20 protein-coding genes and 3 pseudogenes are annotated in these 23,165 nt (G+C 72.0%); 13 read left to right on the top strand and 10 right to left on the bottom strand.

The annotated features are described in order from the left end of the window. Nucleotides 1–661: 661 nt before the first annotated feature. Nucleotides 662–2,002: a DUF2254 domain-containing protein gene (locus ORI94_RS12820; RefSeq protein WP_266074645.1), complete on the top strand. Its 1,341-nt coding sequence runs from the start codon at nt 662–664 to the stop codon at nt 2,000–2,002. Nucleotides 2,003–2,067: 65 nt separating this feature from the next. On the opposite strand, the gene ORI94_RS12815 is transcribed toward ORI94_RS12820, so the two are convergent. From ORI94_RS12815 to ORI94_RS12805, 3 genes are all read right to left on the bottom strand, one after another. Beyond that, nucleotides 2,068–2,544, bottom strand: coding sequence for an SPW repeat domain-containing protein (locus tag ORI94_RS12815; RefSeq protein WP_266074644.1), 477 nt, complete (start codon nt 2,542–2,544; stop codon nt 2,068–2,070). 158 nt (nt 2,545–2,702) lie between these two features. Beyond that, complete coding sequence (locus ORI94_RS12810; protein ID WP_266074643.1) at nt 2,703–3,278, bottom strand: copper chaperone PCu(A)C; 576 nt, start codon at nt 3,276–3,278, stop codon at nt 2,703–2,705. A 391-nt stretch (nt 3,279–3,669) separates the two neighbouring features. Then, the gene (locus ORI94_RS12805) at nt 3,670–4,266 is read right to left on the bottom strand and encodes a DUF305 domain-containing protein (RefSeq protein ID WP_266074642.1); all 597 of its coding nucleotides are present in this window, start codon (nt 4,264–4,266) and stop codon (nt 3,670–3,672) included. 361 nt (nt 4,267–4,627) lie between these two features. Here ORI94_RS12805 and ORI94_RS12800 point away from each other — a divergent pair, with 361 nt between their 5' ends. After that, on the top strand, nt 4,628–5,422 hold the full coding sequence (locus ORI94_RS12800) for a formate/nitrite transporter family protein (RefSeq protein WP_266074641.1): 795 nt from the start codon (nt 4,628–4,630) through the stop codon (nt 5,420–5,422). Nucleotides 5,423–5,427: 5 nt separating this feature from the next. Then, nucleotides 5,428–6,243 (top strand): SDR family NAD(P)-dependent oxidoreductase, encoded by an 816-nt coding sequence (locus ORI94_RS12795; protein ID WP_266074640.1) that lies wholly within the window; start codon nt 5,428–5,430, stop codon nt 6,241–6,243. Between the two features lie 86 nt (nt 6,244–6,329). Here the strand turns inward: ORI94_RS12795 and ORI94_RS12790 are convergent, their stop codons facing one another. Together ORI94_RS12790 and ORI94_RS12785 are read right to left on the bottom strand one after the other, a co-directional pair. Further along, nucleotides 6,330–7,508, bottom strand: coding sequence for a Cmx/CmrA family chloramphenicol efflux MFS transporter (locus ORI94_RS12790; RefSeq protein WP_266074639.1), 1,179 nt, complete (start codon nt 7,506–7,508; stop codon nt 6,330–6,332). Between the two features lie 485 nt (nt 7,509–7,993). Then, nucleotides 7,994–8,323: a DJ-1/PfpI family protein gene (locus ORI94_RS12785; RefSeq protein ID WP_416237809.1), complete on the bottom strand. Its 330-nt coding sequence runs from the start codon at nt 8,321–8,323 to the stop codon at nt 7,994–7,996. Here ORI94_RS12785 and ORI94_RS35500 point away from each other — a divergent pair. The 3 genes and pseudogenes from ORI94_RS35500 to ORI94_RS12775 all read left to right on the top strand — a co-directional run. Continuing rightward, a pseudogene (locus ORI94_RS35500) lies at nt 8,253–8,438 on the top strand (hypothetical protein); the annotation flags it as partial. The gene ORI94_RS12785 and the pseudogene ORI94_RS35500 overlap by 71 nt on opposite strands. A gap of 49 nt (nt 8,439–8,487) precedes the next feature. Further along, nucleotides 8,488–8,944 (top strand): annotated as a pseudogene (locus ORI94_RS12780) (transposase); the annotation flags it as partial. 209 nt (nt 8,945–9,153) lie between these two features. Then, the gene (locus ORI94_RS12775) at nt 9,154–10,356 is read left to right on the top strand and encodes a VanZ family protein (protein ID WP_266074638.1); all 1,203 of its coding nucleotides are present in this window, start codon (nt 9,154–9,156) and stop codon (nt 10,354–10,356) included. Nucleotides 10,357–10,477: 121 nt separating this feature from the next. On the opposite strand, the gene ORI94_RS12770 is transcribed toward ORI94_RS12775, so the two are convergent. Together ORI94_RS12770 and ORI94_RS12765 are read right to left on the bottom strand one after the other, a co-directional pair. After that, nucleotides 10,478–10,819 carry a hypothetical protein gene (locus ORI94_RS12770; protein ID WP_266074637.1) on the bottom strand — a complete coding sequence of 114 codons (342 nt, stop codon included), beginning with the start codon at nt 10,817–10,819 and terminating at the stop codon, nt 10,478–10,480. Between the two features lie 170 nt (nt 10,820–10,989). After that, nucleotides 10,990–12,786: a leucine-rich repeat domain-containing protein gene (locus ORI94_RS12765; protein ID WP_266074636.1), complete on the bottom strand. Its 1,797-nt coding sequence runs from the start codon at nt 12,784–12,786 to the stop codon at nt 10,990–10,992. A gap of 73 nt (nt 12,787–12,859) precedes the next feature. Between ORI94_RS12765 and mshB the strand changes: the two genes are divergently transcribed. From mshB to ORI94_RS12740, 5 genes are all read left to right on the top strand, one after another. After that, complete coding sequence (gene mshB, locus ORI94_RS12760; RefSeq protein WP_266074635.1) at nt 12,860–13,780, top strand: N-acetyl-1-D-myo-inositol-2-amino-2-deoxy-alpha-D-glucopyranoside deacetylase; 921 nt, start codon at nt 12,860–12,862, stop codon at nt 13,778–13,780. After that, complete coding sequence (locus tag ORI94_RS12755) at nt 13,777–14,205, top strand: DUF6113 family protein (RefSeq protein WP_266074634.1); 429 nt, start codon at nt 13,777–13,779, stop codon at nt 14,203–14,205. Before mshB ends, ORI94_RS12755 begins: the two co-directional genes overlap by 4 nt. A 195-nt stretch (nt 14,206–14,400) precedes the next feature. Further along, nucleotides 14,401–16,836, top strand: coding sequence for a hypothetical protein (locus tag ORI94_RS12750; RefSeq protein ID WP_266074633.1), 2,436 nt, complete (start codon nt 14,401–14,403; stop codon nt 16,834–16,836). A 360-nt stretch (nt 16,837–17,196) separates the two neighbouring features. After that, entirely contained in the window at nt 17,197–17,637 is a 441-nt protein-coding gene (locus ORI94_RS12745; RefSeq protein ID WP_323056048.1) for a peptidoglycan-binding domain-containing protein, read from the top strand. Between the two features lie 76 nt (nt 17,638–17,713). Then, nucleotides 17,714–18,157 (top strand): peptidoglycan-binding protein, encoded by a 444-nt coding sequence (locus tag ORI94_RS12740; protein WP_266074632.1) that lies wholly within the window; start codon nt 17,714–17,716, stop codon nt 18,155–18,157. Nucleotides 18,158–18,269: 112 nt separating this feature from the next. On the opposite strand, the pseudogene ORI94_RS12735 reads toward ORI94_RS12740, so the two are convergent. From ORI94_RS12735 to ORI94_RS12725, 3 genes and pseudogenes are all read right to left on the bottom strand, one after another. Continuing rightward, nucleotides 18,270–19,292, bottom strand: a pseudogene (locus ORI94_RS12735) (MFS transporter); the annotation flags it as partial. Between the two features lie 70 nt (nt 19,293–19,362). After that, a complete protein-coding gene (locus ORI94_RS12730; protein WP_266074631.1) occupies nt 19,363–20,226 on the bottom strand; it encodes a transglutaminase-like domain-containing protein in 864 nt (287 codons plus the stop codon). 17 nt (nt 20,227–20,243) lie between these two features. Beyond that, entirely contained in the window at nt 20,244–21,302 is a 1,059-nt protein-coding gene (locus ORI94_RS12725; RefSeq protein WP_266074630.1) for a GNAT family N-acetyltransferase, read from the bottom strand. 140 nt (nt 21,303–21,442) lie between these two features. On the opposite strand from ORI94_RS12725, the gene fdxA reads away from it, so the two are divergent. Further along, nucleotides 21,443–21,760 (top strand): ferredoxin, encoded by a 318-nt coding sequence (gene fdxA / locus ORI94_RS12720; RefSeq protein ID WP_042172700.1) that lies wholly within the window; start codon nt 21,443–21,445, stop codon nt 21,758–21,760. A gap of 189 nt (nt 21,761–21,949) precedes the next feature. Further along, nucleotides 21,950–23,071, top strand: coding sequence for a bifunctional succinyldiaminopimelate transaminase/glutamate-prephenate aminotransferase (locus ORI94_RS12715; protein ID WP_266074629.1), 1,122 nt, complete (start codon nt 21,950–21,952; stop codon nt 23,069–23,071). Nucleotides 23,072–23,165 lie beyond the last annotated feature (94 nt).

Here is a 23,165-nt window from a genome sequence, read left to right as displayed (position 1 = left end):
TGGGTCTCACCCGCATCGTTCGCCTTGCCTGGCTCAGCATCCGACGCCGCGTGGACGGACGCACCCGGAGCCGGTCCGAGACAGGACGGCGGGAAAGCTCCATGCCGGTCCGGCGCGGCTGATCGGCGGATTCTGCTCTTGCGGATACCCGGAGCCGGGGCCGGGAATGCGCCCACCGCGGCCGATGGAAGCGGCCGACAACTCGTGACCGGTGCCCTTCGGTGTCTCCGTGCGCCCGTGTCGGTTCGATCCTTCGGTGGTTGGCCTCCTCCGAAGGCCCGCTGTAGGGGCCGGCTCCCTTTCCACACTCCTCTCGCTCAAGGCAGCTGGGGACGACCAGGTGGAAGGGCCGTGTGTCGTCGGCCAGAACCGCGCCCACGAGCGCATGGTGGTTCTATCGTCATCGCATTCCCGAAGGAGGGCGGCGTCATGGGAGCTCTCAGTCAACCGCAGCCGGTAGTCGCGGGCACGGGTTTCCTGCCCGGCCCGCCGGTCGTCTGCATGCCCGCGCGCACCGGCCCGGACGGCACCGGGCCTCTCCCCGTGCGCCGCCGGTCCCGGGCACGGACACCGCACGTACGGGCCGGGGCCGTGCGGCCCTCCCCGCCCGCAGTGGTGCCCGGCATCCGGGCCGAAGCCACGCGCCCTGCCCCTTCCGCCGATGCGTGACACGCTCCGCGCGCAGCTGTGGCCCCTGCCGACGCTCGGCGTCGTACTCGCTGTGGCCGCCGGTGTGGGGCTGCCCCGGCTGGACGCGCGCATCCAGCACGACATCCCGTTCTGGCTGAAGGACTACCTGTTCGGTGGAGGCGCGGGCGCCGCACGGACGGTGCTGGAGGCGATCGCCGGCTCCCTGATCAGTGTCACGGCGCTGACCTTCTCGCTCACGGTGGTGACGCTGCAACTGGCGAGCAGTCAGTTCTCCCCGCGGCTGCTGCGGATGTTCACCGCGGACCGGTACGTGCAGACGACCCTGGCGCTGTTCCTCGCGACGTTCGCCTACACCCTGACCGTGCTGCGCACCGTGCGGACCGGTGACGATGGACAGGTCATGTTCGTCCCCCAGCTCTCGGTCACCGTGGCGTTCCTCCTCACTCTGGCAAGCGTGTTCGGCCTGGTGCTGTTCCTGTCCCACCTGGCACGCGAGATCCGGGTGGAGACGATGATGCAGAGCGTCCATTCGGCAGCCGACGGCACCATCCACCGGCTTCTCTCCGAGAGGGCCCCCGCCGCCGGAGGTCCGGGCGTGCCACCGGAGCCGCCCGCCGACGCCCTGCCCCTGCCCGTCCCAAAGCCCGGCTTCCTGACCGCCGTGGACGAGGAGGCTCTCCTGGAGGCAGCTGTCGAGGCCGGTGCCGTCCTGCTCATCGACCGCCGCCCCGGCAGCTCCCTGATCACCGGTACGCCCCTGGGCGCCGCCTGGCCCCTGACAGGAGAGCCCTTCTCCCACGAGACCCGGACGGATCTGGTCCGCAAAGCCGCGGAGGCGGTGTCCACCGGCACGGAACGCACCGAGGCCCAGGACGTCGCCTTCGGACTCCGCCAGCTCACCGACATCACCGCCAAGGCGCTCTCACCCGGGATCAACGACCCCACCACCGCCGTCCACGCCCTGTCCCACTCCTCCGCCCTGCTGTGCGAGCTGGCACGCCGCGACCTGGGCCCCCGGGTACTGCACGACGACCAGCACCGGGTGAGGGTCGTGCTGCGGCGCCCGGACCTGGCGGATCTCCTCGATCTCGCGGTAGCACAGCCCCTGCGCTACGGGGCAGCCGAGCCCCTCGTGCTGAACCGCGTCGCGATGCTTCTGCGGGAACTTGCGTGGAACAGCGCCCCCGACCGGCATCCGCCGATCGCGGCCGCACTCGGCCGACTGCGCTCCACCGCCGCCGCCCAGGACTTCCACGCCACCGAGCACGCCCGGCTCGACGAACTGGTCCAGCAGGCCGAGGAGGCCCTGACCGGGCGCTGGACGTACGACCGGACGGACCGGACGCACTGACCGGCCGGTCCCGGCCACGACCTGCAGCTCCCGGACCGGTCCGGGCGACCGGGCGGCACCCTGCCTCAGGGATGCCGCCGCCCGCGAGGAGAGGGGGAGCGAGAGCCCGGCGGCCTGCCTGCTCGGGACGCCGTGAGCGCGATGGCCAGGGAGACGAGCGCGAGGAGGACCAGCACGCAGCCCACGGTGATGTCGTTGACGCGTGCGGCGTCGGCCGCGGCGGTGTCGCCGTAGCCCACCACGAACGGTGCGACGATCAGCAACACCCCGGCCGCCAGGACGAGCACGTCGCTCACCCGTCCTCGCGGCCGGATCAGCCGGGCCAGGGCAACGCAGAACACGACGATGCCGACGAGAATCTCGATGGTATGGGCGTCGACGGCCGGTTCCGTGAACGGGTAGCCGATGATCCAGGCTCCGACGAACAGCCAGAGCGAGACGATGAGCAGGAGGAAGCTGATCGGTTCGTTCCGCAGGCCACGTGCCAGCCCCCTCGGCTGAGGGCCGGTCTCCGGCGGCGGCGTGGGCTGTCCACGGGACATGACGGTCTCCTTTTCGGGCGCGGTACTCGACCGGTGCGGCGGGTACGGTCGCATGGGTGCCCGTGTGGCCGGGGCGCACACAGTCCCCGGTTCGGGGATCGTCGGCCCGGCATTTCGGGCGGACTCGTTCGCGCCAGGCCGCCGTCCTGCTGTGCGGGTCACTCTTCGGGTGAGGGTGACGTGAGCCCCGGGGCGTCGGTGGCGTCCTCGTCGACGTAGGTGGGCAGCTGCGCGTGCATCTGGAGCGCCACCTCGCCCGCCTGTTCGAAGCGCAGGGTCACCCAGGCGTAGTCGCCGCCCCGCATCTCCTCTTTCAGCCCCCGCAGCAGCAGGTGCGGCCGGTCCTCCTCCAGCTTCACCAGCTTCTCGGGCGGCACCTCCACCGGGCCCCGCTCGGCTCCGTCCCCCGTGACGATGTCGACCGACCGTGCGATCGTCGTCTCAGCTCCGAGCAACCGGTCCGCAGTGGGTCCTTCGTTGTAGAGCCACACGTACAGCGGGGCGTCGTCCCCGATCTCCCACGGTCCGTTCGGCGGCTCGGAGATATGGGCGTAACGGATCAGCATGTTTCCGACCCGGGCGTTCGCGCCGGGTGGGTTGTACTCGCCTTCGTGGGTGGTGCAACCGGCCAGCATCGTGGCGGCGAGGCAGCAACTGACCAGAGCGTACGCAGTCCGGCGCAAGGAACGGCCGAGACGTGGAAAGCTGTTCATCGAGGTCCCCATCTTCGTCATGCCCTGCGGGTTCACCCGCAGGTATGCCCGCGTGCGACCTCATACATCGACGGGTTGCGCCGGATGGCGGGCCGAAGTACCACGGCGAGCGCGGACGCGAGCGACGGACCTACGCGGTGGAAGCGGCCTTTGCCTGTCCGGGCGTCGTAAGCCCGCCCGTCACCTTCACCGGGCGTCCGCGGCCGGAGATGACCGGACCGGTCCGACGATCCTTCGCCAGGGTGTACCTCGCCCCCGGACGTCCTGTGGCTCTGCCGCGCTCAGCCGCCGCGCAAACCGAGAGCCTGACAGCCCCGCCTACGGGGCACCGGCGGAGAGGCTTTCGGTGCACGGGGCCGGCGCCACCATGCCCCTGCCCCACGGGCCTGGACGCACAGCAGCCTTCTCCGCATCAGTCCGGAGGGCACTCACGCAGGGGGGACGCATCGAAGTCGGGAACAGGCCGGGCACTCGCCTCCTCGCGGGTCCCGGCTTCTCCGTTCTCCTCGATGTCTTCGATCAGCCACTCCATCTCGCTGATCTCCCGCTCCTGGGCCGCGATGATCTCCACGGCCAGTCGGCACACCCGGACGTCGGTGATCTCGGCGCGCTCGGAGCGGGTGATGGCCAGGGAGTGGTGCGGGATCATCGCGCTCATCCAGGCGGTGTCCTGCACGGTGGTCTGGCTGCGGTCGAGGAACACACCGCCGCCCAACAGCAAGAGGCTCGCCGCCACGATGGCGATGTTGCCCTTCACGCTCCTGTACATGTCGAGCATCCACGCGAGCATGATCAGCCCCATGGTCCCGCCCATCGTGAGAGCCATGAAAAGGCGACTCTCGCTCCACCGCACGTGGCTCCACTCCCACGTGCCGGCGAACATGGTCCAGTACATGACGACCATAGCGGTCAAGATCATGGCTGCGAAGCGCAGGTACATCTTGGTCTGGTGCGACAGGCCGCCGCCATGCTGGTGGTCGTTCCCCTCGTCGCCCTTCAGCGTCGACATGAATGGGTCTCCCTTCCCTCGTCATCGGTGGAAAGAGGGCCACACGCGCCCCCGCCGTCTAACGTTTCCTGTCTCATCGGGTGACGCCCGAACAAACCGTGACGGAAGCACTCCCGGGCGGTGCCGACGCAAAACCGGCTACAGGGGCAGCCGCTCATCGCGATGGCCAGGGTGCTCACACGGTGTCTCCTCCCGCGCACACTGCCGGTCGGCGGCGGTCCAGCCTCCGGCTCGCGCCTACATCAGGCGAAACCCAGAACAGCCCGGTACGGCCAGCCGGGGTTGACCTCGACGGGTGAACTTCGGATACCGAACGACACCAGCAGATCCAGGGCCGCTCCCGTGGGGGTAGGAGGCGTTCATGGCCCAACCACCAGCGCCTCAGGAGATCTATCGACGCGCCGAGGAGGAAGGCGAGCGACGTCTGGCCATGCCCCTGCTGGAGAAGACGTCCACCGGGTTCATCGCCGGTATCACCATCGTGTTCGGCATCGTGGCGTTCGCCATGGCGGAGGAACTGGCCAGGCCCCGGCTGGGGTCCGCGCTGGCTCATCTCATCGGTGCGCTCGCCTTCGGAATCGGCGTGGTCTTCGTCGTGGTCGGCCGCTCCGAACTGTTCACCGAGAACTTCTTCGGCCCCGTAGCCGCGGCGATCGGCCGGCACCAGCGCTCGGCCTGGATCCAGCTTGGCCGGCTGTGGGGCGTCGTACTCGTGCTGAACCTCGTGGGCGGAGCTGTCATGGCCGCGATCTTCTCCGTGGAGGGGACGCTCCCTACGGGAGCGCACCACGCCCTTGCCGAAGCGGCCCGGGAAATCTCCACGAAGAGCTGTCTGGCGACCTTCACCCGCGGACTCGCCGCCGGGACGCTCCTGACCCTGCTGTCGTACCTGCTCCACGCCGCCGAGTCGACCGGGAGCCGCATCATCCTCGCCTACGCGGTCGGCTTCTTCCTCGCGCTGGGACCGTTCGACCACGTCGTCGTCTCCGGCCTGCACCTGCTGTTCGGCGCATGGCTGGGCAACACGGTCTCCTACACGGACGTCGGCTCCAACCTTCTCCTGGCCGGCGCGGGAAACCTGGCCGGAGGGCTGCTCCTCATGACCCTTACACATACCGCCCAGGTGAAAGGAGCCCGCAGAAACGGGAACGGATAGCCGACATGTCCCAGAAACTGTCGCTGGATGTGTCGCCGAACCTCTCCCCCGCTCACTCGAGCCCTGAAGGCCGGGCACGCCAGAGGACAGCGGTGGTGACCGGTGCCTCGTCGGGCATCGGCGCGGCCGTGGCGCGCGGGCTGGCTCAGGACGGCTGGCAGCTGGTGCTGAACGGCCGCGACACCACGCGCCTGGACGGTGTCGCAGCGGACACCCTCGCCGCGGCGTTCCCGGCGGATCTCACAGCGGAGGGAGCCGACCGCCGACTGGCCGACTTCGCCCTCGACCACGTCGGCCAGATAGACGTACTGGTAGCCGGTGCCGGAATCGGCTGGGCCGGCCAGTTCAGCGACATGCCGGAATCCGCCATCGACGAGATCATCCACGTCGACCTGCTCTCCACGGTACGGCTGGTACGGCACCTGCTGCCGCACATGGTGGAAGCCGGTTCCGGACGATTGGTGCTCATCGGGTCCGTGGCAGGTGTCCTCGGCGTTCGGGGCGAGGCCGTGTACTCCGCCGCCAAGGCAGCACTCGCCGTATTCGCCGACGCCCTGCGATACGAACTGCACGGCACCGGCGTAGGGGTCACCCTGGTCATCCCGGGCGTCGTGGAAACACCCTTCTTCCACCGCCGGGGCACGCCCTACACACGCAGGAGGCCAAAGGCGGTGCCGCCCGAGCGCGTGGCCGACGCCGTGCGGCGCGCTGTCCGACGGGGCACGCACGAGGTGTACGTGCCGGGCTGGTTGTGCCTGCCCGCCCGGGTGCACGGAATGGCTCCGGCCCTCTACCGGGGCCTTGCCGCCAGGTTCGGCTGAGACCTCGGCTCTCAAGGTGGGCGACATCGCTCCCGACGGCCCCGAGGCTTCGGTGTCCCTCGACGGTCAGGGGGCGTTCGAGTGCGTCACCGGACCACCTCGGCGGTGCGGCCGACCGCGACCACGGCGCGGAAGCGGAGCGCGGTGAGCAGGGTGAGCGCGACGAGCAGTCCGCTTGCCCACAGCGGCCCGAGGTTCCCGGCCGTGGTGCTGAGGGTGGTCGCGGCGACGAGGGGTCCGACGACGGCGCCGACGTTGAGTGCGGCCGTCGCATACGAGCCGGCCATGGTGGGAGCTCCCGCGGCCTCGTAGAGGACCCGCGTGATCAGCGTGCCGCCCAGCGCGAACGACAGCGCACCCTGCACGAACACGAGGATGAACAGGGCGACCGGCTCGTCGGCCAGCACCGCCAGGGCCGGCCAGCCGATGAGCAGCAGGGGACCACCGACTGCGATGACCGCGCCGGGACGCCGGTCGGACAGCCGGCCGGCGAGGGTGACCCCGGCGAAGGAACCGGCACCGAAGAGCACCAGAACGACAGAGATCCACAGCTCGCCCAGTCCGGCGGTGTCGGTCACGACGGGGGCGAGGAAGGTGAAGCTTGCGAAGGTCGCCGCGTTCACCAGCGCGCCGAGCAGCATCACCAGAATCAACGGCGGCCTGGTGAGCTGGGCGAGCTCCGCCCGCAGGACCGGCCCGCCGGCCGTCTCTTCCTGCCCGCGTCCCCTCGGGATCCCCTTCAGGACGCCGAGAGCCGCGGGCAGGCAGAGTGCGGCGACGGCCCAGAACGTGGCCCGCCAGCCGAGCAGTGTGCCGAGCACCGACCCACCGGGGACACCGGCGATCACGGCCACCGTGGTGCCTGACAGCAGCACGGCCAGCGCGCGTCCCTTCCTGTCGGGAGAGACCAGCGTGGCGGCAGCCGTCAGAGCGACCGCGAGGAACCCTGCGTTCGCGAGCGCGGCGACGATCCGGGTGGCGAACAGGACCGGGAAGCTCGTGGTGAGGGCGCCCATGGCGTGGGCCGACGCGAAAGCGAGGATGAACCCGAGAAGGCTGGAGCGCCTGGGCCAGTCGCGGGCAAGCGCGGCCACGAGAGGGGCGCCGACGACCATGCCGATCGCGAAGGCCGAGGTGAGCATGCCCGCTGTCCCGACGGTGACGTCGAGATCCGAGGCGATGTCCGGCAAGAGGCCGGCGAGCATGAACTCCGAGGTGCCCATGGCGAAGACCGCCATGGCAAGCAGGTACAGCGGGAGAGGCATCGAGTGGCTCCGAGGTGAGGAGAGGCACGAGAAGGTCATCTCGTCACCGCGGCCAACCCCAAGGGCACAGCCGTCCCACCACGGAACGCGGCGCGACGGCAGAGCCAAGAGCTCAGTGGTTCAGGGGGCTGACGGCGTGACCGAAAGCCCCCACCTCGTCCGACTCAGGACTCGACATGGCTCGCACGCTACCTGACCGACGCTCGCCGAAGCACCTCGTTTCACCGGCACCGGGCTGTGTCACCCACCTCATGTCCCGCAGCACCCGGCCTCGATTCGGCAGCGGGATTCGGTGGCTGACCCGGTCGGCAGTTCGCCCGTAACGTCCTCGGGCCGTTCGAGGTGAGCCGTCGTGTGACGCCGCGGGTGCGCCCGGTTCCGCGCCCGGAGTGCTGCCGGTCTTCTCCTTCCTGGCCCTTGACGGGGCAGTGCCCGGCCGTCGGGCGAGGGCGGTGAGCCGCTGTCAGCGGTCCCACCCCGCACGCTCAACCACCAGGAAGGTGCCCTGCTCGCTGCAGCGGATACGGAGTCTTTTCCCGCCTCGCCTTGCGAGACCGTCCCCGGCAACCATCACGGCCCACGCCGCCCCCGGAAATCCTGTTCCGGTCGATGCACACCCGCTCCGTCGACACCTCGACGCCCAGCCGTGCCAACAGGTCGCGTGTAGACCAGTGTGTGGCTGCACGGTAGCCGTCCAGCAGACCGGCGGTGGCCAGAACGAGGGATCCGGTGCAGACCGACGTGATGTACGAGGCGGTAGCGCCACGGTCCGCGAGGAATTCGATGACCCTGCTGTCGAGCGTCGCGTTGTCCACGGCTCCTCCCGGTACGAACAGCACCTTGTCCGAGCGTGCGTTCGCCCGCCGCTTCGTCGAAGAGGCCGGCCTGTCGCCGACGCAATGGCTGCTGACCGCTCGGATCGACCTTGCCAGGCAACTCCTCGAATCCGGTAGCCACAGTATCGATGAGGTAGCGCGGCGTGTCGGTCTTGGTACATGTCCGTGTCGGGGGCGGCGGCCACGGGGTGGTCTCCCGGCCGGGTCCGTACTGCTGGTGGGGACGGTCCGCAAGACCGGCCTTGATCAGGCAATATCCGCCGCGCTCGCCCCGTGGCGTAAGCAGCGGGCTGTCCACGATCCCGGCAAGGTCCTCCTGGACGCCGTCCTGGCGGTCGCACGGGGCGGGCCTGCCTCGCGGACGTCGCGATGCTGTGGGCCGAGCCGGCCGTCCTCGGCCCGGTCGCCTCGACGCCGACGACCTGGCGGCTGCTGGCCGCCGTCGGTGAACGCGTACTGGACCGCCTGCGCTCAGCCCGGGCTCAGGCACGGGAAGTGGCTCGGCTCCAGGCATCCGAGACCCGCTGCGGCATACCGGCGGCGAAAGCCGGTGGGCGGGAAGTGCCCGGACCGGTCCTGGACTTCGACGCCACACTGCTTCCGCACATGGTCGGGACGGGTCATCCGGTGCATACGTTCCTGTGGTGGTGCGTGTCGACGGTCTGCGCGGGCCCTACTCTGGCATCCGGCGCGCACATCGAGTCCTCCGGGCCTGGCCTGCCCGTTCGGGTCGGCCGTTTCGCCGTGCCACCTGCTTCCCGCAGTCCGCGGCGGAGCCAATCGTCCGTCAGCCGCAGAAAGTGTAGGCCGTGTTCCGCACCTACCTGTTGCCCGTCGAGGCCGCGGTCACCTTGTTCCCGCTCGTCGCCGCGGTGATCCTGGGGCCGGCCGCAGTCCGCGGGTACCGCAGGCGCGGCCGGGCAGGGGGCTGGCCGGTTCTCGTGTTCTACAGCTTCGTTTTCTACCTGCTCGCCGCGCTGCTGCAGACGGTGATGCCGCTGCCCGCCCGCGCGGACGAACACTGCACCTCCGTCCACTACGCCGCAGAACCGCAGTTGGAGCCCTTCGCCTTCCACGCCACGATCTCCTCTGCGGGGGGCGGCAACTGGTCGCCCGGCGCGCTGGTACATCTCGCCCCTACCTGGACCACGCTGCTCAACGCCGTGCTGCTCCTGCCGCTGGGCATCTATCTCCGTTACTACCTGCGGCAGCGGCTGATCCGTGCGGCGTCCGCGGCTTTCGTCACCTCCCTGTTCTTCGAAACCACCCAGTACACCGGTCTGTGGTTCGTCTACGCCTGCCCCTACCGGCAGTTCAACGTGGACGACCTCATCCTCAACACTGCCGGCGCGGCCCTGGGGTGGATCGCCGCCGGCCCTCTCATCCGCCTGCTGCCCGTCAACGACCCCGACCGCGAACGCCGCCGCTACGCAGGGCGCGTCACCCTCACCCGACGGCTCTTCGCCTTCCTCACCGACCTGGGCGGCTGGCTCATCGTCTGGACACTGGCCACCGGCCTGCTCGCCGTCGCCACCTCCTGGCACACCGGTCGGCACTACGCGCTGCCGATCGGCGCCGCCCTCGGGCTGGTCTGGTTCTGGCTGCTGCCGGCCGTCTTCGCGACCACCCCCGGCAAACGGGCCGTGCTCCTGCACCTCACCCGGCCCGACGGCACCCGAGCAGGTCCGCTGCGCCTCACCCTGCGCGCCTGGATCGTGTACTGCCCCCTCGCCCTGGCCTGGACCGCCCTGACCCACCACACCGCGTCGCTCGAGCTCCCCGAACCCGCCGGTCGATTGCTCCCGCACCTCACCCTGCTCGCAGCTGTCCTCATTTGGGGCGGCCCAGGACTGACGGTCCTGCTGCGTCGGGACCAGGGAACCTGGTACGAACGGTGGACCTCCACCGTCAACACAGCCCTCCTCAATCCCCGTCAGTCCCCAGTCCCGCCCCCGAGAGAGGCCGTAGGGGCGCGCTCTTCCGATCTCCGCGTTCCCGACGCCGATCACTGACCGCCGCTCCGGCCTCTGGCCATCGGAAGCAGGGCGCGCCCCAGCGGACATCCAGAAGACGAGGGAGCCCGCTCCGTCCGGGCAGCGCCCGTAGGCTCGGCGCTTCGGGACTGGTGGCGGGTCAGGACCTCGTGGTGATGAGGAGGGCGTAGGAGCCGATGCCGGTCGGCGCGGCACCGGAGTGGTGGTCGTTGACGCCGCGCACGATCAGGACCGCTCCGGTGTCGGTGTCCTGGAAGGTGCCCATTTCGGCGCCCTGGTCGGTGAGGATGCGGCGGCCGACCAGGTCCTTGCAGACGGCGGCGGGGGCGGCAGGATCGTCGTCGGCATCCCGCAGGGCATGGGTGCGGGCCGTGACCGCGCCGTCGCCCCTGGTCGACGGTGACCTGGAACAGCGCCGCCCCATCGACGAGGCCGCCGTGACGGACGCCATCGACCGGATCGACCGGATCGCTCTGGCCATCGCGCGCGTACTCGACGACGAGGCGTGACGGCCTGGCCGGCACAGGCCGACCGCCGTCGCACCGATCCGGGGGTTCGGGGGCCGGACGGTCACAGCGGCGCCCCGTGTATACGGTCCGCTGCCGCCGGTGCGGCAACGCGGCGCGGCACGGGCGTGCGGTGGCCGGATGATCAGGGCGGTGCGGTGACGGTCGCTCCGCGTGCCGTGAGCGCGGCCACGGACGGACAGGGGTGGCCCTCATCGGTGTGGAGCATCCGGCGGGGCACCCTGACCTTCCGCAGGGACGGCAGGGCGGACAGCGCGTCGCAGTCCGTGAGCCCCGAGCAGTGGCCGAGGTCGATCTCGGTGAGGTGGGGCAGGCCGGCCAGGGCGCTCACGTCCTCCAGGTCGGCCAGGCGCGGGACGTGCAGGACGCGGAGGTGCTTCAGGGCCGCCAGGGCGGAGAGGTCCTTCCAGGGCACGTCCTCCACGCCGACCTCCTCCAGGGAGCCGCCGGGGACGTCGACCACGCGTGGGCAGGAGCCGAGGCTCAGCGTCCGCAGCCCGGGACACGTTTCCAGGGCGCGCAGCGACACCAGGTCCGGCATGCCGTGGACGATCAGCCTGGTCAGCGGCGAGCCGGTCAGGCCGCCGAGGTCCGTGAGCGCGGGGCAGTCCCGCACCGAGAGCGTCTCCAGCGACGGCAGACCGTTGACGCGGTCGATGTCGGTCAGGGCGGGGCAGCGGAAGAGGTAGAGCCTGCGCAGCATCGGCAGACCGCCGGGATCACCCGGGGTGCGGAAACCGTGGCACTGGTGGACCCGCAGCTCGGTCAGCCGGGCGAGGGTGCCCAGGGACCCCAGGTTCTCCAGCCGGTCGCAGTCCCGGATCTCCAGTTCCCCGAGGGCGGGCAGGGCGGCGAGCGCGGAGAAGTCCCGCAGGGAGGGGCAGCCCTCGAGCGTCACGGCCGCCAGGTGGGGGAGACCTTCAACACCCTTGAGGGACGCGAGCCGTTCGCACTGCCGCACGCTCAGCAGGGTCAGGGACGTCAGGCCGGACAGGGCGCCCAGGTCGGTCAGTCCGGCGCACGCGTCGACGCCGAACGAGGTGAGGCCGGAGTGCGTCCCGAGTCCGCCGAGCGTCCTCAGAGCCGGGGCGCCGACGACGCGCAGGTGCCGCAGAGCGGCCAGTCCGTCGACGCCCTCCAGGCCGCGGAGGCGGCGGCAGCCGCTCAGGGCCAGGCCGGTGAGTGCGGGGAGGCCGCCCAGCCCGCTCAGGTCCCGGATCCCGGTGCCGTCGAGGTCGAGGACGGTGAGCCGGGGCAGCCCGGACAGCTGACGTGCCTCCTCGAACTCCCCGCAGCCATGGAGTGACAGCTTTTCCAGCGCGGGAAACGCGGAACCGAAGCCGACGGCGGAGCGCACCCCGGTCATGCCCAGGTCCAGTTCGCGCAGCGAGCCCAGCGTCAGCAGCGGGGTGACGTCCTCCACGCGCCGGCACCCGCGCAGGCCGAGCCGGGTCAGCCCCGTGAGGCCGCCGAGCGGAGTGAGGTCCTCCACGTCCGAGCAGCCGCCCAGGTCGAGGTCGGTCAGCCCGGTGAGGGCGCCGAGGTCGGTGAGGTCCGTCAACCGCGTGCAGCGGTCGACACGCAGCGTGCGGAGCATGGTGAGGTGGCGCAGGCCGCGGAGGGACGTCATGCGGCGCAGCCGCAGCTCGGTCAGCCCCTCGCGGGCGAGGGCGGGGGCGAGCAGGTGTGCGCAGAAGCCGTCCGGATCGGCGGCCGTCGGCCACAACCGCAGCAGGGCCTGTGGGTCGTACTCCGCCGTCCGGGCGAACCGGGCGGCCAGTTCCAGCGCCTCGCCGCCCTCCGGCAACAGGAGGAGGTCCCGGACGGCCTTGCGGGCGCGGGTCGGTGAGGCGTTCCCCCGGTCCAGGAGCGCCCGGTACGGGTCGAGCCGGGACGCCGCGCCGGAGCGGTTCGAAGTCATGGAACGCAACCTAAGGGCGGGGTGTGACAACGCCGCGCCCTCACCCCGGCCGGGGGCCTCGTAGGCTGGCCCCATGACGGAACTGCCTGCTCGGCGGCTGCTGCTGGTGCACGCCCACCCGGACGACGAGTCGATCAACAACGGGGCCACCATGGCCCGCTACGCCGCCGAGGGCGCGCAGGTGACGCTGGTCACCTGCACGCTCGGGGAGCGGGGCGAGGTCATCCCGCCCGAGCTCGCCCACCTGAGCGGTGCCGCTCTCGGGCAGCACCGGATGGGGGAGCTGACCGAGGCGATGCGCGCCCTCGGCGTCGACGACGTCCGGCTGCTCGGCGGCGCCGGACGCTACAGCGACTCCGGGATGACGGGCCTGCCCGACAACGACGACCCCGGCTGCTTCTGGCAGGCCGACGTCGACCAGGCCGCCGGCCTCCTCGCCGAGGTGATCCTCGAGGTCCGGCCCCAGGTGCTCGTCACGTACGACGAGAACGGCGGCTACGGGCACCCCGACCACGTCCAGGCGCACCGCGTCGCCATGCGCGCCGTCGAACTCGCCGCCGAAGACGGCTGGGACATCCCCAAGGTCTACTGGAACCGGGTGCCCCGCTCCGTCGCCGAGGCCGCCTTCGCGCGGCTGGACGACGCACTGCCCGGGCTGCCGTTCGACACGGCGGGCGAGGTCGGTGACGTTCCCGGCGTCGTCGACGACGAACGGGTCACCACCGAGATCGACGGCACCGCGTACGCCGCCGCCAAGGCCGCCGCGATGCGCGCCCACGCCACCCAGATCACCGTCGCCGAGCCGTACGCGCCGTACTTCGTGCTCTCCAACGCACTCGCCCAGCCGCTGTTCACCACCGAGTACTACGAGTTGGTACGCGGTGCGCGGGCCCCCGGCCGGGAGAACGACCTGTTCGCCGGAGTCGGAGCCGGAGTCGGAGACGGGGGCGCGGGCGGGGGCGGTACGGCGCCCGGGACCGGGGAGGCGTCGTGAGCGGCCGGGCGAACGGGAACGCGCCGGTCTCGGCGCTGGCCCAGCCGCTGCGGCTGCCCCCCGTCGGGCGGATCGCCGCCTGCGTGGGGCTGTTCCTGCTCGGCGCCGTGGTCGGGGTGGCCGGGACGCTGGTGCAGCCCGGGTGGTTCCCGGGCGGGTTGCTGCTCGCCCTCGCCGCCGAGGCCGGACTCTGCCTGGGCGGGGCGCTCGCGCTGCGGAGCCGGGCCGGGGCCGCGTCGGCCGCCGGCGGCTGGGTGCTCGTCGTCCTCCTGCTCACCGCCAGCCGGCCGGAAGGCGACTTCGTGTTCGCCGCGGGAGCCGGCTCCTACCTCTTCCTGCTCGGCGGCATCGCCGTCGCTGTGATGTGTGCCACCCTCGCCCCGGGGCGGCAACCAGGCGGCGTTCCCGTCCGACTTGGGAAATGACATACCGCTTCGCTGCGGTGGCGCGCACGGGTCCGGTGGGGGTTTCCGCCACGGTCAGGAGATACCGGCCGGATGTGGCCAGTATGGTGGTGCGCGCGCCGTTGAGCCTCCCCGAACTCTCGGCTCCGGTCGAGTGGGGGGAGACCCCCACCGTGAGGTCGTGACGGGCGGCGGAGCCAACCAGGAGAACCTGCCTTGAGTCGTGAAACTGACACCCCGTCCAACGGGCCCAACGGGCGCGGCGGAGCCGCCTATCCGTCGGGCACCCCGCCCTACGGGATCCCGGCGGTTCCGGGTGAGGCGGCGGCCGCGGGCCGGCCTGCCGAGCAGCGTCCGGACGACCGCAAGACCGAGACCACGCTGACGACCAGAATCCGGATCAACATCCCCGGTTCCCGGCCCATTCCGCCGGTCGTCGTGCGCAAGACCGTCACGGACGGCGAAGGCACGGACGACGCCGACACCCAGGGCGCGGACCGGAACCGGGACCGGGGCGGGGCCAACACCCAGGCCCCGGCACCGGGTTCCCCCCGGACGCCGGGCGCCGGCAACGGAACCGGCCACGGCCCCGGTGCCGTCGAGCCTCCCGCCGCGGGCGCGCAGGGTGGCCCGCAGGGCGCGCCGCGGGCGTCCGTGCCGCAGCAGGCGGCCCCGCCGGACAAGCCGACCAGCGAGTGGTTCGCGCCGCGCAAGTCCGGTCCGGGCAAGGGCGCTGCGGGCGGCAACTCCGGCAACGGAGCCGGTCCGGCGGGCGGTTCGGGTCCCGCGGGCGGCCCGCGGGCGCTCGGCGCGGCCGGACCTTCGGGCCCGTCCGGTACTTCCGGCGGCGGTACGCGTCCGGGTGGACGTCCGCCCGGCGTGGGCGGCGGCATGAGCGTGACGGGCGGCGGCTCCCGGCCCGGTGGCCCGGGTGCCCCCGGTGGTCCCCGCGGCACGAACGGTTCCGCACCCGGCGGCGGCAACGGCTCCGGGCTCTCCGGTGCGACCGGCGGACCGGTCGCACCCGGGCACGGCGGCGGCACCGGTTCCTTCGACGTGACCGAGGCGCTGGCCGGCGGCCCGCGCGGCAACGGCGGTGCCCGTCCGGGCGACCAGCGCCCGGACGCGGGCGGGAACAGCGGCGGCGAGCCGCGCCTCGACGGCACGCCGTTCTTCACGGACGACGACCTCGAAGCGCGGAACGGCCAGGCGGGTCACTCCGGCCAGGCGGGCCACCCCGGTCAGTCGCCGTACGGCGGTCAGGGCGGACCCGGTGGGCCTGCCGGTCCCGGTGGACCTGCCGGTCCGGAGGGCCCCGGTGGTCCGGGTGGTCCCGGTGGTTTCGGTGGTCCGGGTGGTGCCACGACTGGGCCCGTCACCGGTCAGACAGGTCAGAACGGCCGGACCGGCCCGCTGGACCTGCCGCCCGGCAGCGGCCCGCGCGATGTCCGTGGCGGCCCCCGCCCCGGCGGTGGGCTGAGCGACGACACCGCGAGCCTCACCCCGCAGCTCCCCGCCCACGAGCAGGACACCCCGGGCTACGGAGTCCGCCACGACGACGTCTCCGGGCAGGCCGTCACCAGCGGCATCCCGGTCGTCCCGGCGAGCGCCTCCTTCGACGCGGGCGACCCCTTCGGCGCCCCCGGCACGCACACGCCGCCCAGGCTGCCCGACCCGGCCACCCCGCCCCCGGCGACCTCCTCGAAGGCACCGAAGAAGAAGGGCCGCCGCAAGCTCCCCCTGCTCGTCGGCGGCGTGTTCCTGCTCGCCGGTGTCGCCTACGGCGCCGGTCTGCTGATGAACCACTCCGACGTGCCCAAGGGCACCACCGTGCTCGGCGTCGACATCGGCGGCGGCACCCGCGACGAGGCCGTGAAGACGCTCGACCAGGCCCTCGCCGACCGGCTGGACAAGCCGCTCAAGCTGACCGTCGGCGACAAGACCGTCGAACTCGAGCCGGACAACGCCGGACTGCAGCTCGACACCGCCGCCACCGTCGGCGCGGCGGCCCGGAGCGACTACAACCCGGTCTCCGTCATCGGCTCCCTCTTCGGCAACAGCCGCGTCGTCGACCCCGTCATCCCCGTCGACGAGGAGAAGCTGCACGCCGCCCTCGAGGCGGCGGGCGGTTCCGGCAACGACGGCACGATCAGGTTCGAGTCCGGCAAGGCCGTCGCCGTCTACGGCAAGCCCGGCGCGGGCATCGACGCCGACAAGTCGACCGCGGCGGTCGAGGAGGCGTACCGGACCCAGGTGGAGACCGGCTCCTCGTCCGCGGTGACGGTGCCGACGACCACCCAGGACCCCACCGTGTCCAAGGCCGAGGTCGACCGGATGATGAAGGAGTTCGCCGAGCCGGCGATGTCCGGCCTGGTCACGGTCCAGACCGGGACCGGGCAGAGCATCGCCTTCAGCCCGGAGAACTCGCTGTGGAAGTTCCTCGGCGTCAAGGCGCAGGACGGCAAACTGGTCGAGTTCTACGACCGGAAGGCGCTCCAGGAGCTCTACGGCGACGTCTTCGACGGCGTGCTCATCACCCGCGGCAACGGGGAGAAGACCCCCGTGACCGTCGAGGACGTGATCGGTGCCCTGCGTCCGGCGCTCCAGAGCACCAGCGACCGCGTCGCCGTGATCGAGACCGACCCCAGCTGACCCGGAAACCGGCAGGTCCGGTCCGCCCCCGAGCCCGGTATGGCATCCGCCACACCGGGCTCGGGGCTGTCGGCACCGCCCTCGGGGCACCCGCCGCCATCCAGAACCGTCCCGTCCGTCCGGCAATCGCGGAGGCCGCCCGCATGACCCCGGGGAGGGCCGGCGGGCGGCAGGTCCACGTCCTGCGTCCCGGCCCCGTCGGGATTGGTGCAGGTCAGCAGGTGGGACGTCCCAGGGGCTCCCGGGACGTCCCAGAAGTCTTGTTCCTCCGTGGACGCGCTTCCAGGATCAACACCGCAAGGCGGGCGGCCCGCCCACCGGCCGGCCGCTCGATGTGGGGGTACGGAAACCTGGAGACGTATGAACCTCAAGAAGAAGCTCGTCGGTGCCACCAGCGTCCTCGCGGTCTCCGCGGGACTCCTCGGCGCCGGCCTCGTCGCCGCACCCGGCGCGCACGCCGCTTCGACCTGCACGACGGCCGTGCAGACGAACATGGGCAGCCACTACTACGCGAACCAGCCGTCCACGAACAGCTGGTCCACGAACTGCATCCTCGCGCAGGGCAACCAGGGCTACGCGGTGGAGGCGCTCCAGCGGTCGCTGAGGATGTGCGTGAACACCTGGACGCGGAACAACGTCGTCGTGGACGGCGTCTACGGGCCGAAGACCGCGCAGGCCGTGAGGTACGCACAGGCCAAGTACGGTACGGCGGTCGACGGCGTCTACGGACCCAAGACCCGTGACGCCATGCGCTGGTGGTCGGAGAACTACGGCGGCGGCAGCGACGCGTGCCGTAGCTGACGGGCCCGGCCCGTCCACCCTCGGAGCCTCGTCCACCGCGAGGCCCGTAACGCCGGATTCCGACGGAAGGACTTCCATGAACATGCGCCGTGCCGCGGCTTCCCTCGCCACTCTCGGACTGCTCGCCACCGGAGCGGTGGTCGGCACAGCGGGCACCGCCCAGGCGGCCACCCACTGTCAGGGATACTCGACCTACACCACTCAGTACGGCGACTACCAGAAGCCGACCACGACCACCGGCAGCCGCAACGTCACCTGTGTCCTCTCCAGCGGTGACGGCTACAACGGTGGCGCCCAGAACACGGCCGTCAGGCTGCTCCAGCGGTCGCTGAACAGGTGCTTCCCCGGCGCGGACCTGGCCGTGGACGGCATGTACGGGCCGGCCACCGCCAACAAGGTGAAGGAGGTCCAGCGGAGCAAGGGCCTCGCCGTGGACGGTGTGCTCGGACCGCAGACCTCCCGGTACATGAACTGGGCGATGACGGGCGCGACCGGCTGCACGTACGGCGGCTCCGCCTAGCCAAAAGTGCGGTGGAGACGCAGGGTCCCCGCCCCGCCCCGCCCCGTCACGTGCGTGACGGGGCGGGCGCGTGTACGTGTACGTACTGCGCGGGGGTGTCGTCGTGCCTCGCTCAGTGAGCGGCGACGACCACCACGGGCTCCTCGTCGTTCGCCGACCGGGCACGCATGTCCCTCATCTCCTCGGCGCGGCTCTTGATGCCGATGACGGCGGCCACGGCACCGATGAGGCACAGGACGCCGGTGACGGTGACGGCGGCGTGCAGACCGTTGACGAACGCCTGGCCACTGCCCTCGACGACCGCGGCCCTGATCCGTGGCGGCATGTCGCCGGAGGCCGGGGCGATGCCCATCGTGACGGCGTCCTCGGCCTGCTCCAGACCGTGCGCCAGGCCCGTCGGGACCCCTGCGGTCATCAGCTCACCGAACAGCGAGGAACCGACCTTGCCGGCGATGACGGTGACCAGCACCGACGTGCCGAGCGCACCGCCGATCCGCAGCAGGGTGGGCTGCAGGCCGGAGGCCACACCGCCGTCCTCGACGGGCGCGTTGCCGATGATCGCGGCGGCGGTGGCGGGCAGCACGATGCCGACGCCGAGGCCCAGCGCGATGAACGACGGCCACATCGTGGCGTAGGACGAGTCGACGCTCCAGGAGAGCATGCCGAACATGGCGGCGCCCGAAAGGACCAGGCCCAGCGGAATCGTGACGCGCGGGCCGAAGCGGGTGGTCAGCTGGGAGCCGACCGGAGAGGCGAACAGCGAGGCGAGCGACAGCGGCAGCGTGCTGACACCGGCCTCGACCGGCGTGTACCCGTGCACGTTCTGCAGCTACAGCATGATGAAGAAGATGCCGCCCAGCAGCACGAAGAAGTTCAGCAGGGTCATGACCGAGCTGATGGTCAGCGACCGGTTGCGGAACAGGCGCATCGGCAGCAGCGGCTGCTCCTGCCGGGGCTCGTACCAGCCGAAGACGACCAGCAGCGCCAGGCCCAGGACGATGGAGCCGAGGGTTCCGGCCGAGGTCCAGCCCCACGTCTCGCCCTTCACGATGCCGAAGATGAGCGCGACCAGACCTACGGCCAGCAGGACGGCGCCGGGGATGTCGAAGCGGTGGCGACCGGTGGGGTCCTTCGACTCATACCTATGTCAAGCGAGGTGTGGGCGGGCCCTCCGGGCACGGCTCACGGGGTTCACGGGGCGAGTCTCAGTTGAGCAGCGCCCGTGCCGCTCGGGCCTCGCCGCGGATCCGGTCCGCCGCCGGCTCGTCCACCGCGGCGACCACGTCGGCGTACGCCTCCAGCTCCTCCGCGCCGTCGAGGACATCGCCGCGCCGCACCAGCAGCCGGGCCCGTTCGTACCGCAGACTCGCCGGGCGTGAGGGGAGCAGCAGGGACAGGTCGAGCGCCCACAGTGACACGTCCGACCGCTCCGGGCGCGCCTCGGCCCATGCCCGGATGTTGTTCAGGACGCGCAGCACGACGTCCAGCGGATCGGCGGGCGTCAGCATCGACGGGTCCAGCCGCGCCCCCGTCGCCCCGGCGACCAGCAGCTCCGTGTCCGCCCCGGTCAGCACCCGGCCGCCCTCGAAGGGGTCGACGAGCACCTGCTGCTCCGCCTCCGCGCCGCTCTCCCCGAGGCCGACCACGAAGTGGCCGGGCAGGCCGACCCCGTACACCGGCGCCCCCGCCCGCCGGGCGACCTCCAGCCACACCACCGACAGCAGGATCGGCAGCCCGCGCCGGCGCCGCAGCACCTCGTGCAGCAGCGACGACTCCAGGCGCTGGTAGTCGCCCGGGGTGCCGTGGAAACCGCACCGCTCGCCCAACAGCTCCCGCAGCGCCGACGCCCACGCGCGCGGGGCGCCGGGCCGGTAGGGGAGGCGGCCCGCCAGCGCGTCCAGCTCGATCTGGGCGGCGTCGATGCCCGCCTCGTCCAGCGTGCCGTCCGCCTGCGCGCCGATCAGCAGGCACAGTGTGGCGAGATCCGGCCGCTCGGACCGGGCCTCCTCGGCGAACCGCCGCCGCAGCTCGGCGGAGCGTTCCGGGGGCGGGGGATGAGGGGAGCGCATGACCGGTTCGTGCCCTCTCAGGGCGACCCGTCACCGGCCGGAGCCGAGGGCCGGGGCGCACGGTAGTGATGGTAGGAGTGATGTGCGGCGAAACCCATCCTCTCGTACAGGGCGCGCGCTCCCGCGTTGTCGACCTCCACCTGGAGCCAGGCGGCCGACGCGCCCTCGTCGAGCGCCCGCCGGGCCAGCGCGGCCATCACGGCGGTCGCCAGCCCGCGCCGCCGCAGCGCCGGATCCACCTCGACGGCCGCGAAACCGGCCCACCGCCCGTCCACGACACACCGCCCGATGGCGGCGGGGGCGCCACCCGCGCCCTCGTCGTCCCTGGACACGGTCGCGAACCACACCGACGGGCCACTGCCCAGCACCTTCAGGGCGACCTCGCCCAGACCCCGGCGCTGGTAGCGCGCCAGCCACGCCTCGTCGGCCTCCCGGGACAGGACCACGTCCGCCCCGGCGGATTCCGCGCCGGACGGCTCCGGTACCAGGTCGGCGACCGGCGCGAGCCCGCCGACCCACAGCTCGGCGGTCACCTCGCGCACCCAGCCCCGCCGCTCCAGCTCCGCGCCCAGCGCCTCCTGCGTGCCCTCGGCGCCGGTCGCCGTCTGCACGTAGGCGGGCAGCCCGCGCCCGGCGTACCAGCGGCGCACGGCCGTCAGCGCCTCCTCCAGCTCCACGCCCGGGTCGCCGAGCGGCAGCACCGAGTTGGCCCGGCGGGTGAACCCGGCTGCCGCCCTCAGCTCCCAGGAGCCCAGCGACTCGCTCTCCACGGGCCGCCACGCCCGCGCGGCGACCCGCGCCAGTTCCTCGTACGAGGCGGCCGGACCGCGTCGGCGGGCCGGTGCGGACGGGATCACCTTGCCCGCGAGCAGCGCGGACTCCCGGACGAGGACGCCCTCGCCGTTCTTGCGTGTGATCTGCAGCACACCGCTGTCCCATGATGTGAGAACCCCGACGGCGTCGGTGAACTTCTCACCCGGGGGACCATGTTCGATCAAGCTCCGTACGGAGACCCGTTTGCCCACGTCAGCAGTGGTGATACGGACCTCGAGACGTCCGGCGGCGGATATTTCCACAGGTCGGTCCACCCCTCCTGTTCGGATCGTGCCCAAGAACGGAGATACTAGGGGCGGGCATCGACGACGCCGCGCTCCCGCGCGCCAGGCGGCGGAGCCTGAGGAGGCCCGCCAGCGCCCTATCGAGGAGGAACGACAGCGTGACCTACGTCATCGCGCAGCCTTGTGTCGACGTGAAGGACAAGGCGTGCATCGAGGAGTGCCCGGTCGACTGCATCTACGAGGGCCGGCGGTCCTTGTACATCCACCCGGACGAATGCGTCGACTGCGGCGCCTGTGAACCGGTCTGCCCGGTCGAGGCCATCTTCTACGAGGACGACACTCCCGAGGAGTGGAAGGACTACTACAAGGCCAACGTCGAATTCTTCGACGACCTCGGCTCACCCGGCGGCGCCAGCAAGCTCGGGCTGATCGAGCGCGACCACCCGTTCATCGCCGCGCTGCCGCCGCAGGCCTAGGACGCCACCCGCGTGACGCGTCCCGGGGTGTGCGACACACCCGGGGACGCCGTCGCCGCGCGAGTGGTGTGTGAACCTGTACCGCCTCGGTTCCGTACGGCGCCCGGTCAGCCTGATCGGTCGGTCAGCCTCTGGTCGACGCCGTACGGGACCGAGGCGTTTGTCGTACCAGAAAGTGAGCGAGAACCCGTGTCCGCAGTCTCCGACCGGCTGCCCACCTTCCCTTGGGACAAGCTGGAGCCCTACAAGAAGACGGCCGCCGCGCACCCCGACGGCATCGTCGACCTCTCCGTCGGCACCCCCGTCGACCCGGTCCCCGAGCCGATCCAGAAGGCCCTGATCGCCGCCGCGGACTCCCCGGGCTATCCCACGGTCTGGGGCACCCCGGAACTGCGCGACGCGCTCACCCGCTGGGTGGAGCGCCGCCTGGGCGCCCGTGACATCACCCACCACCACGTACTGCCGGTCGTCGGCTCCAAGGAACTGGTCGCCTGGCTCCCCACCCAGCTGGGTCTCGGCCCCGGCGACCGGGTGGCGTACCCGCGCCTGGCCTATCCGACGTACGAGGTCGGCGCCCGCCTGGCCCGCGCGGAGTACCAGGCGTACTCGCTGACACCAGGCGCTGGCGCGCCGGGCCCGACCGAGCTGGATCCGGCCGGCCTGAAGCTCCTCTGGCTGAACTCCCCGTCCAACCCCACGGGCCAGGTGCTCTCCAAGGCGGAGCTGACCCGTATCGTCGCCTGGGCCCGCGAGCACGGCGTCCTCGTCTTCTCCGACGAGTGCTATCTCGAACTGGGCTGGGACGCCGAACCGGTCTCGGTGCTGCACCCGGACGTCAACGGCGGCTCGTACGACGGCATCGTCGCCGTGCACTCGCTGTCCAAGCGGTCCAACCTCGCGGGTTACCGCGCCGCCTTCCTGGCCGGCGACCCCGCCGTCCTCGGCCCGCTGCTGCAGATCCGCAAGCACGGCGGCATGATGGCCTCGGCGCCCACCCAGGCGGCCATGGCGGCGGCCCTGGGCGACGACGACCACGTCCGCGTCCAGCGCGAGCGCTACACGGCCCGCCGCACCGCGCTGCGGATGGCCCTCCTCGGACACGGTTTCCGCATCGAGCACAGCGAGGGCGGGCTCTACCTGTGGGCCACCCGCGACGAGTCCTGCTGGGACACGGTCGCCCGCCTCGCGGAGCGCGGCATCCTGGTCGCGCCGGGCGACTTCTACGGCCCGGCCGGCGAGCGGTTCGTGCGCGTCGCCCTCACCGCCACGGACGAGCGGGTACGGGCGGCGGTGGAACGCCTGAAGGCGTGACGCGGGGGAGCGGAGACACCAGCGCCGTGGGGGGGCCGGGGGGTGCCGGGCCCCCCCGCCGGGGGGGGGGGGCGCCCGGGTGGGGGCCGGGCGC

The organism is Streptomyces sp. NEAU-W12 (genome assembly GCF_026242095.1).
Taxonomy (GTDB): Bacteria; Actinomycetota; Actinomycetes; order Streptomycetales; family Streptomycetaceae; genus Streptomyces.
Note: the sequence above shows the minus strand (reverse complement) of the source record. Positions and strands in the feature narration are given on the sequence as shown.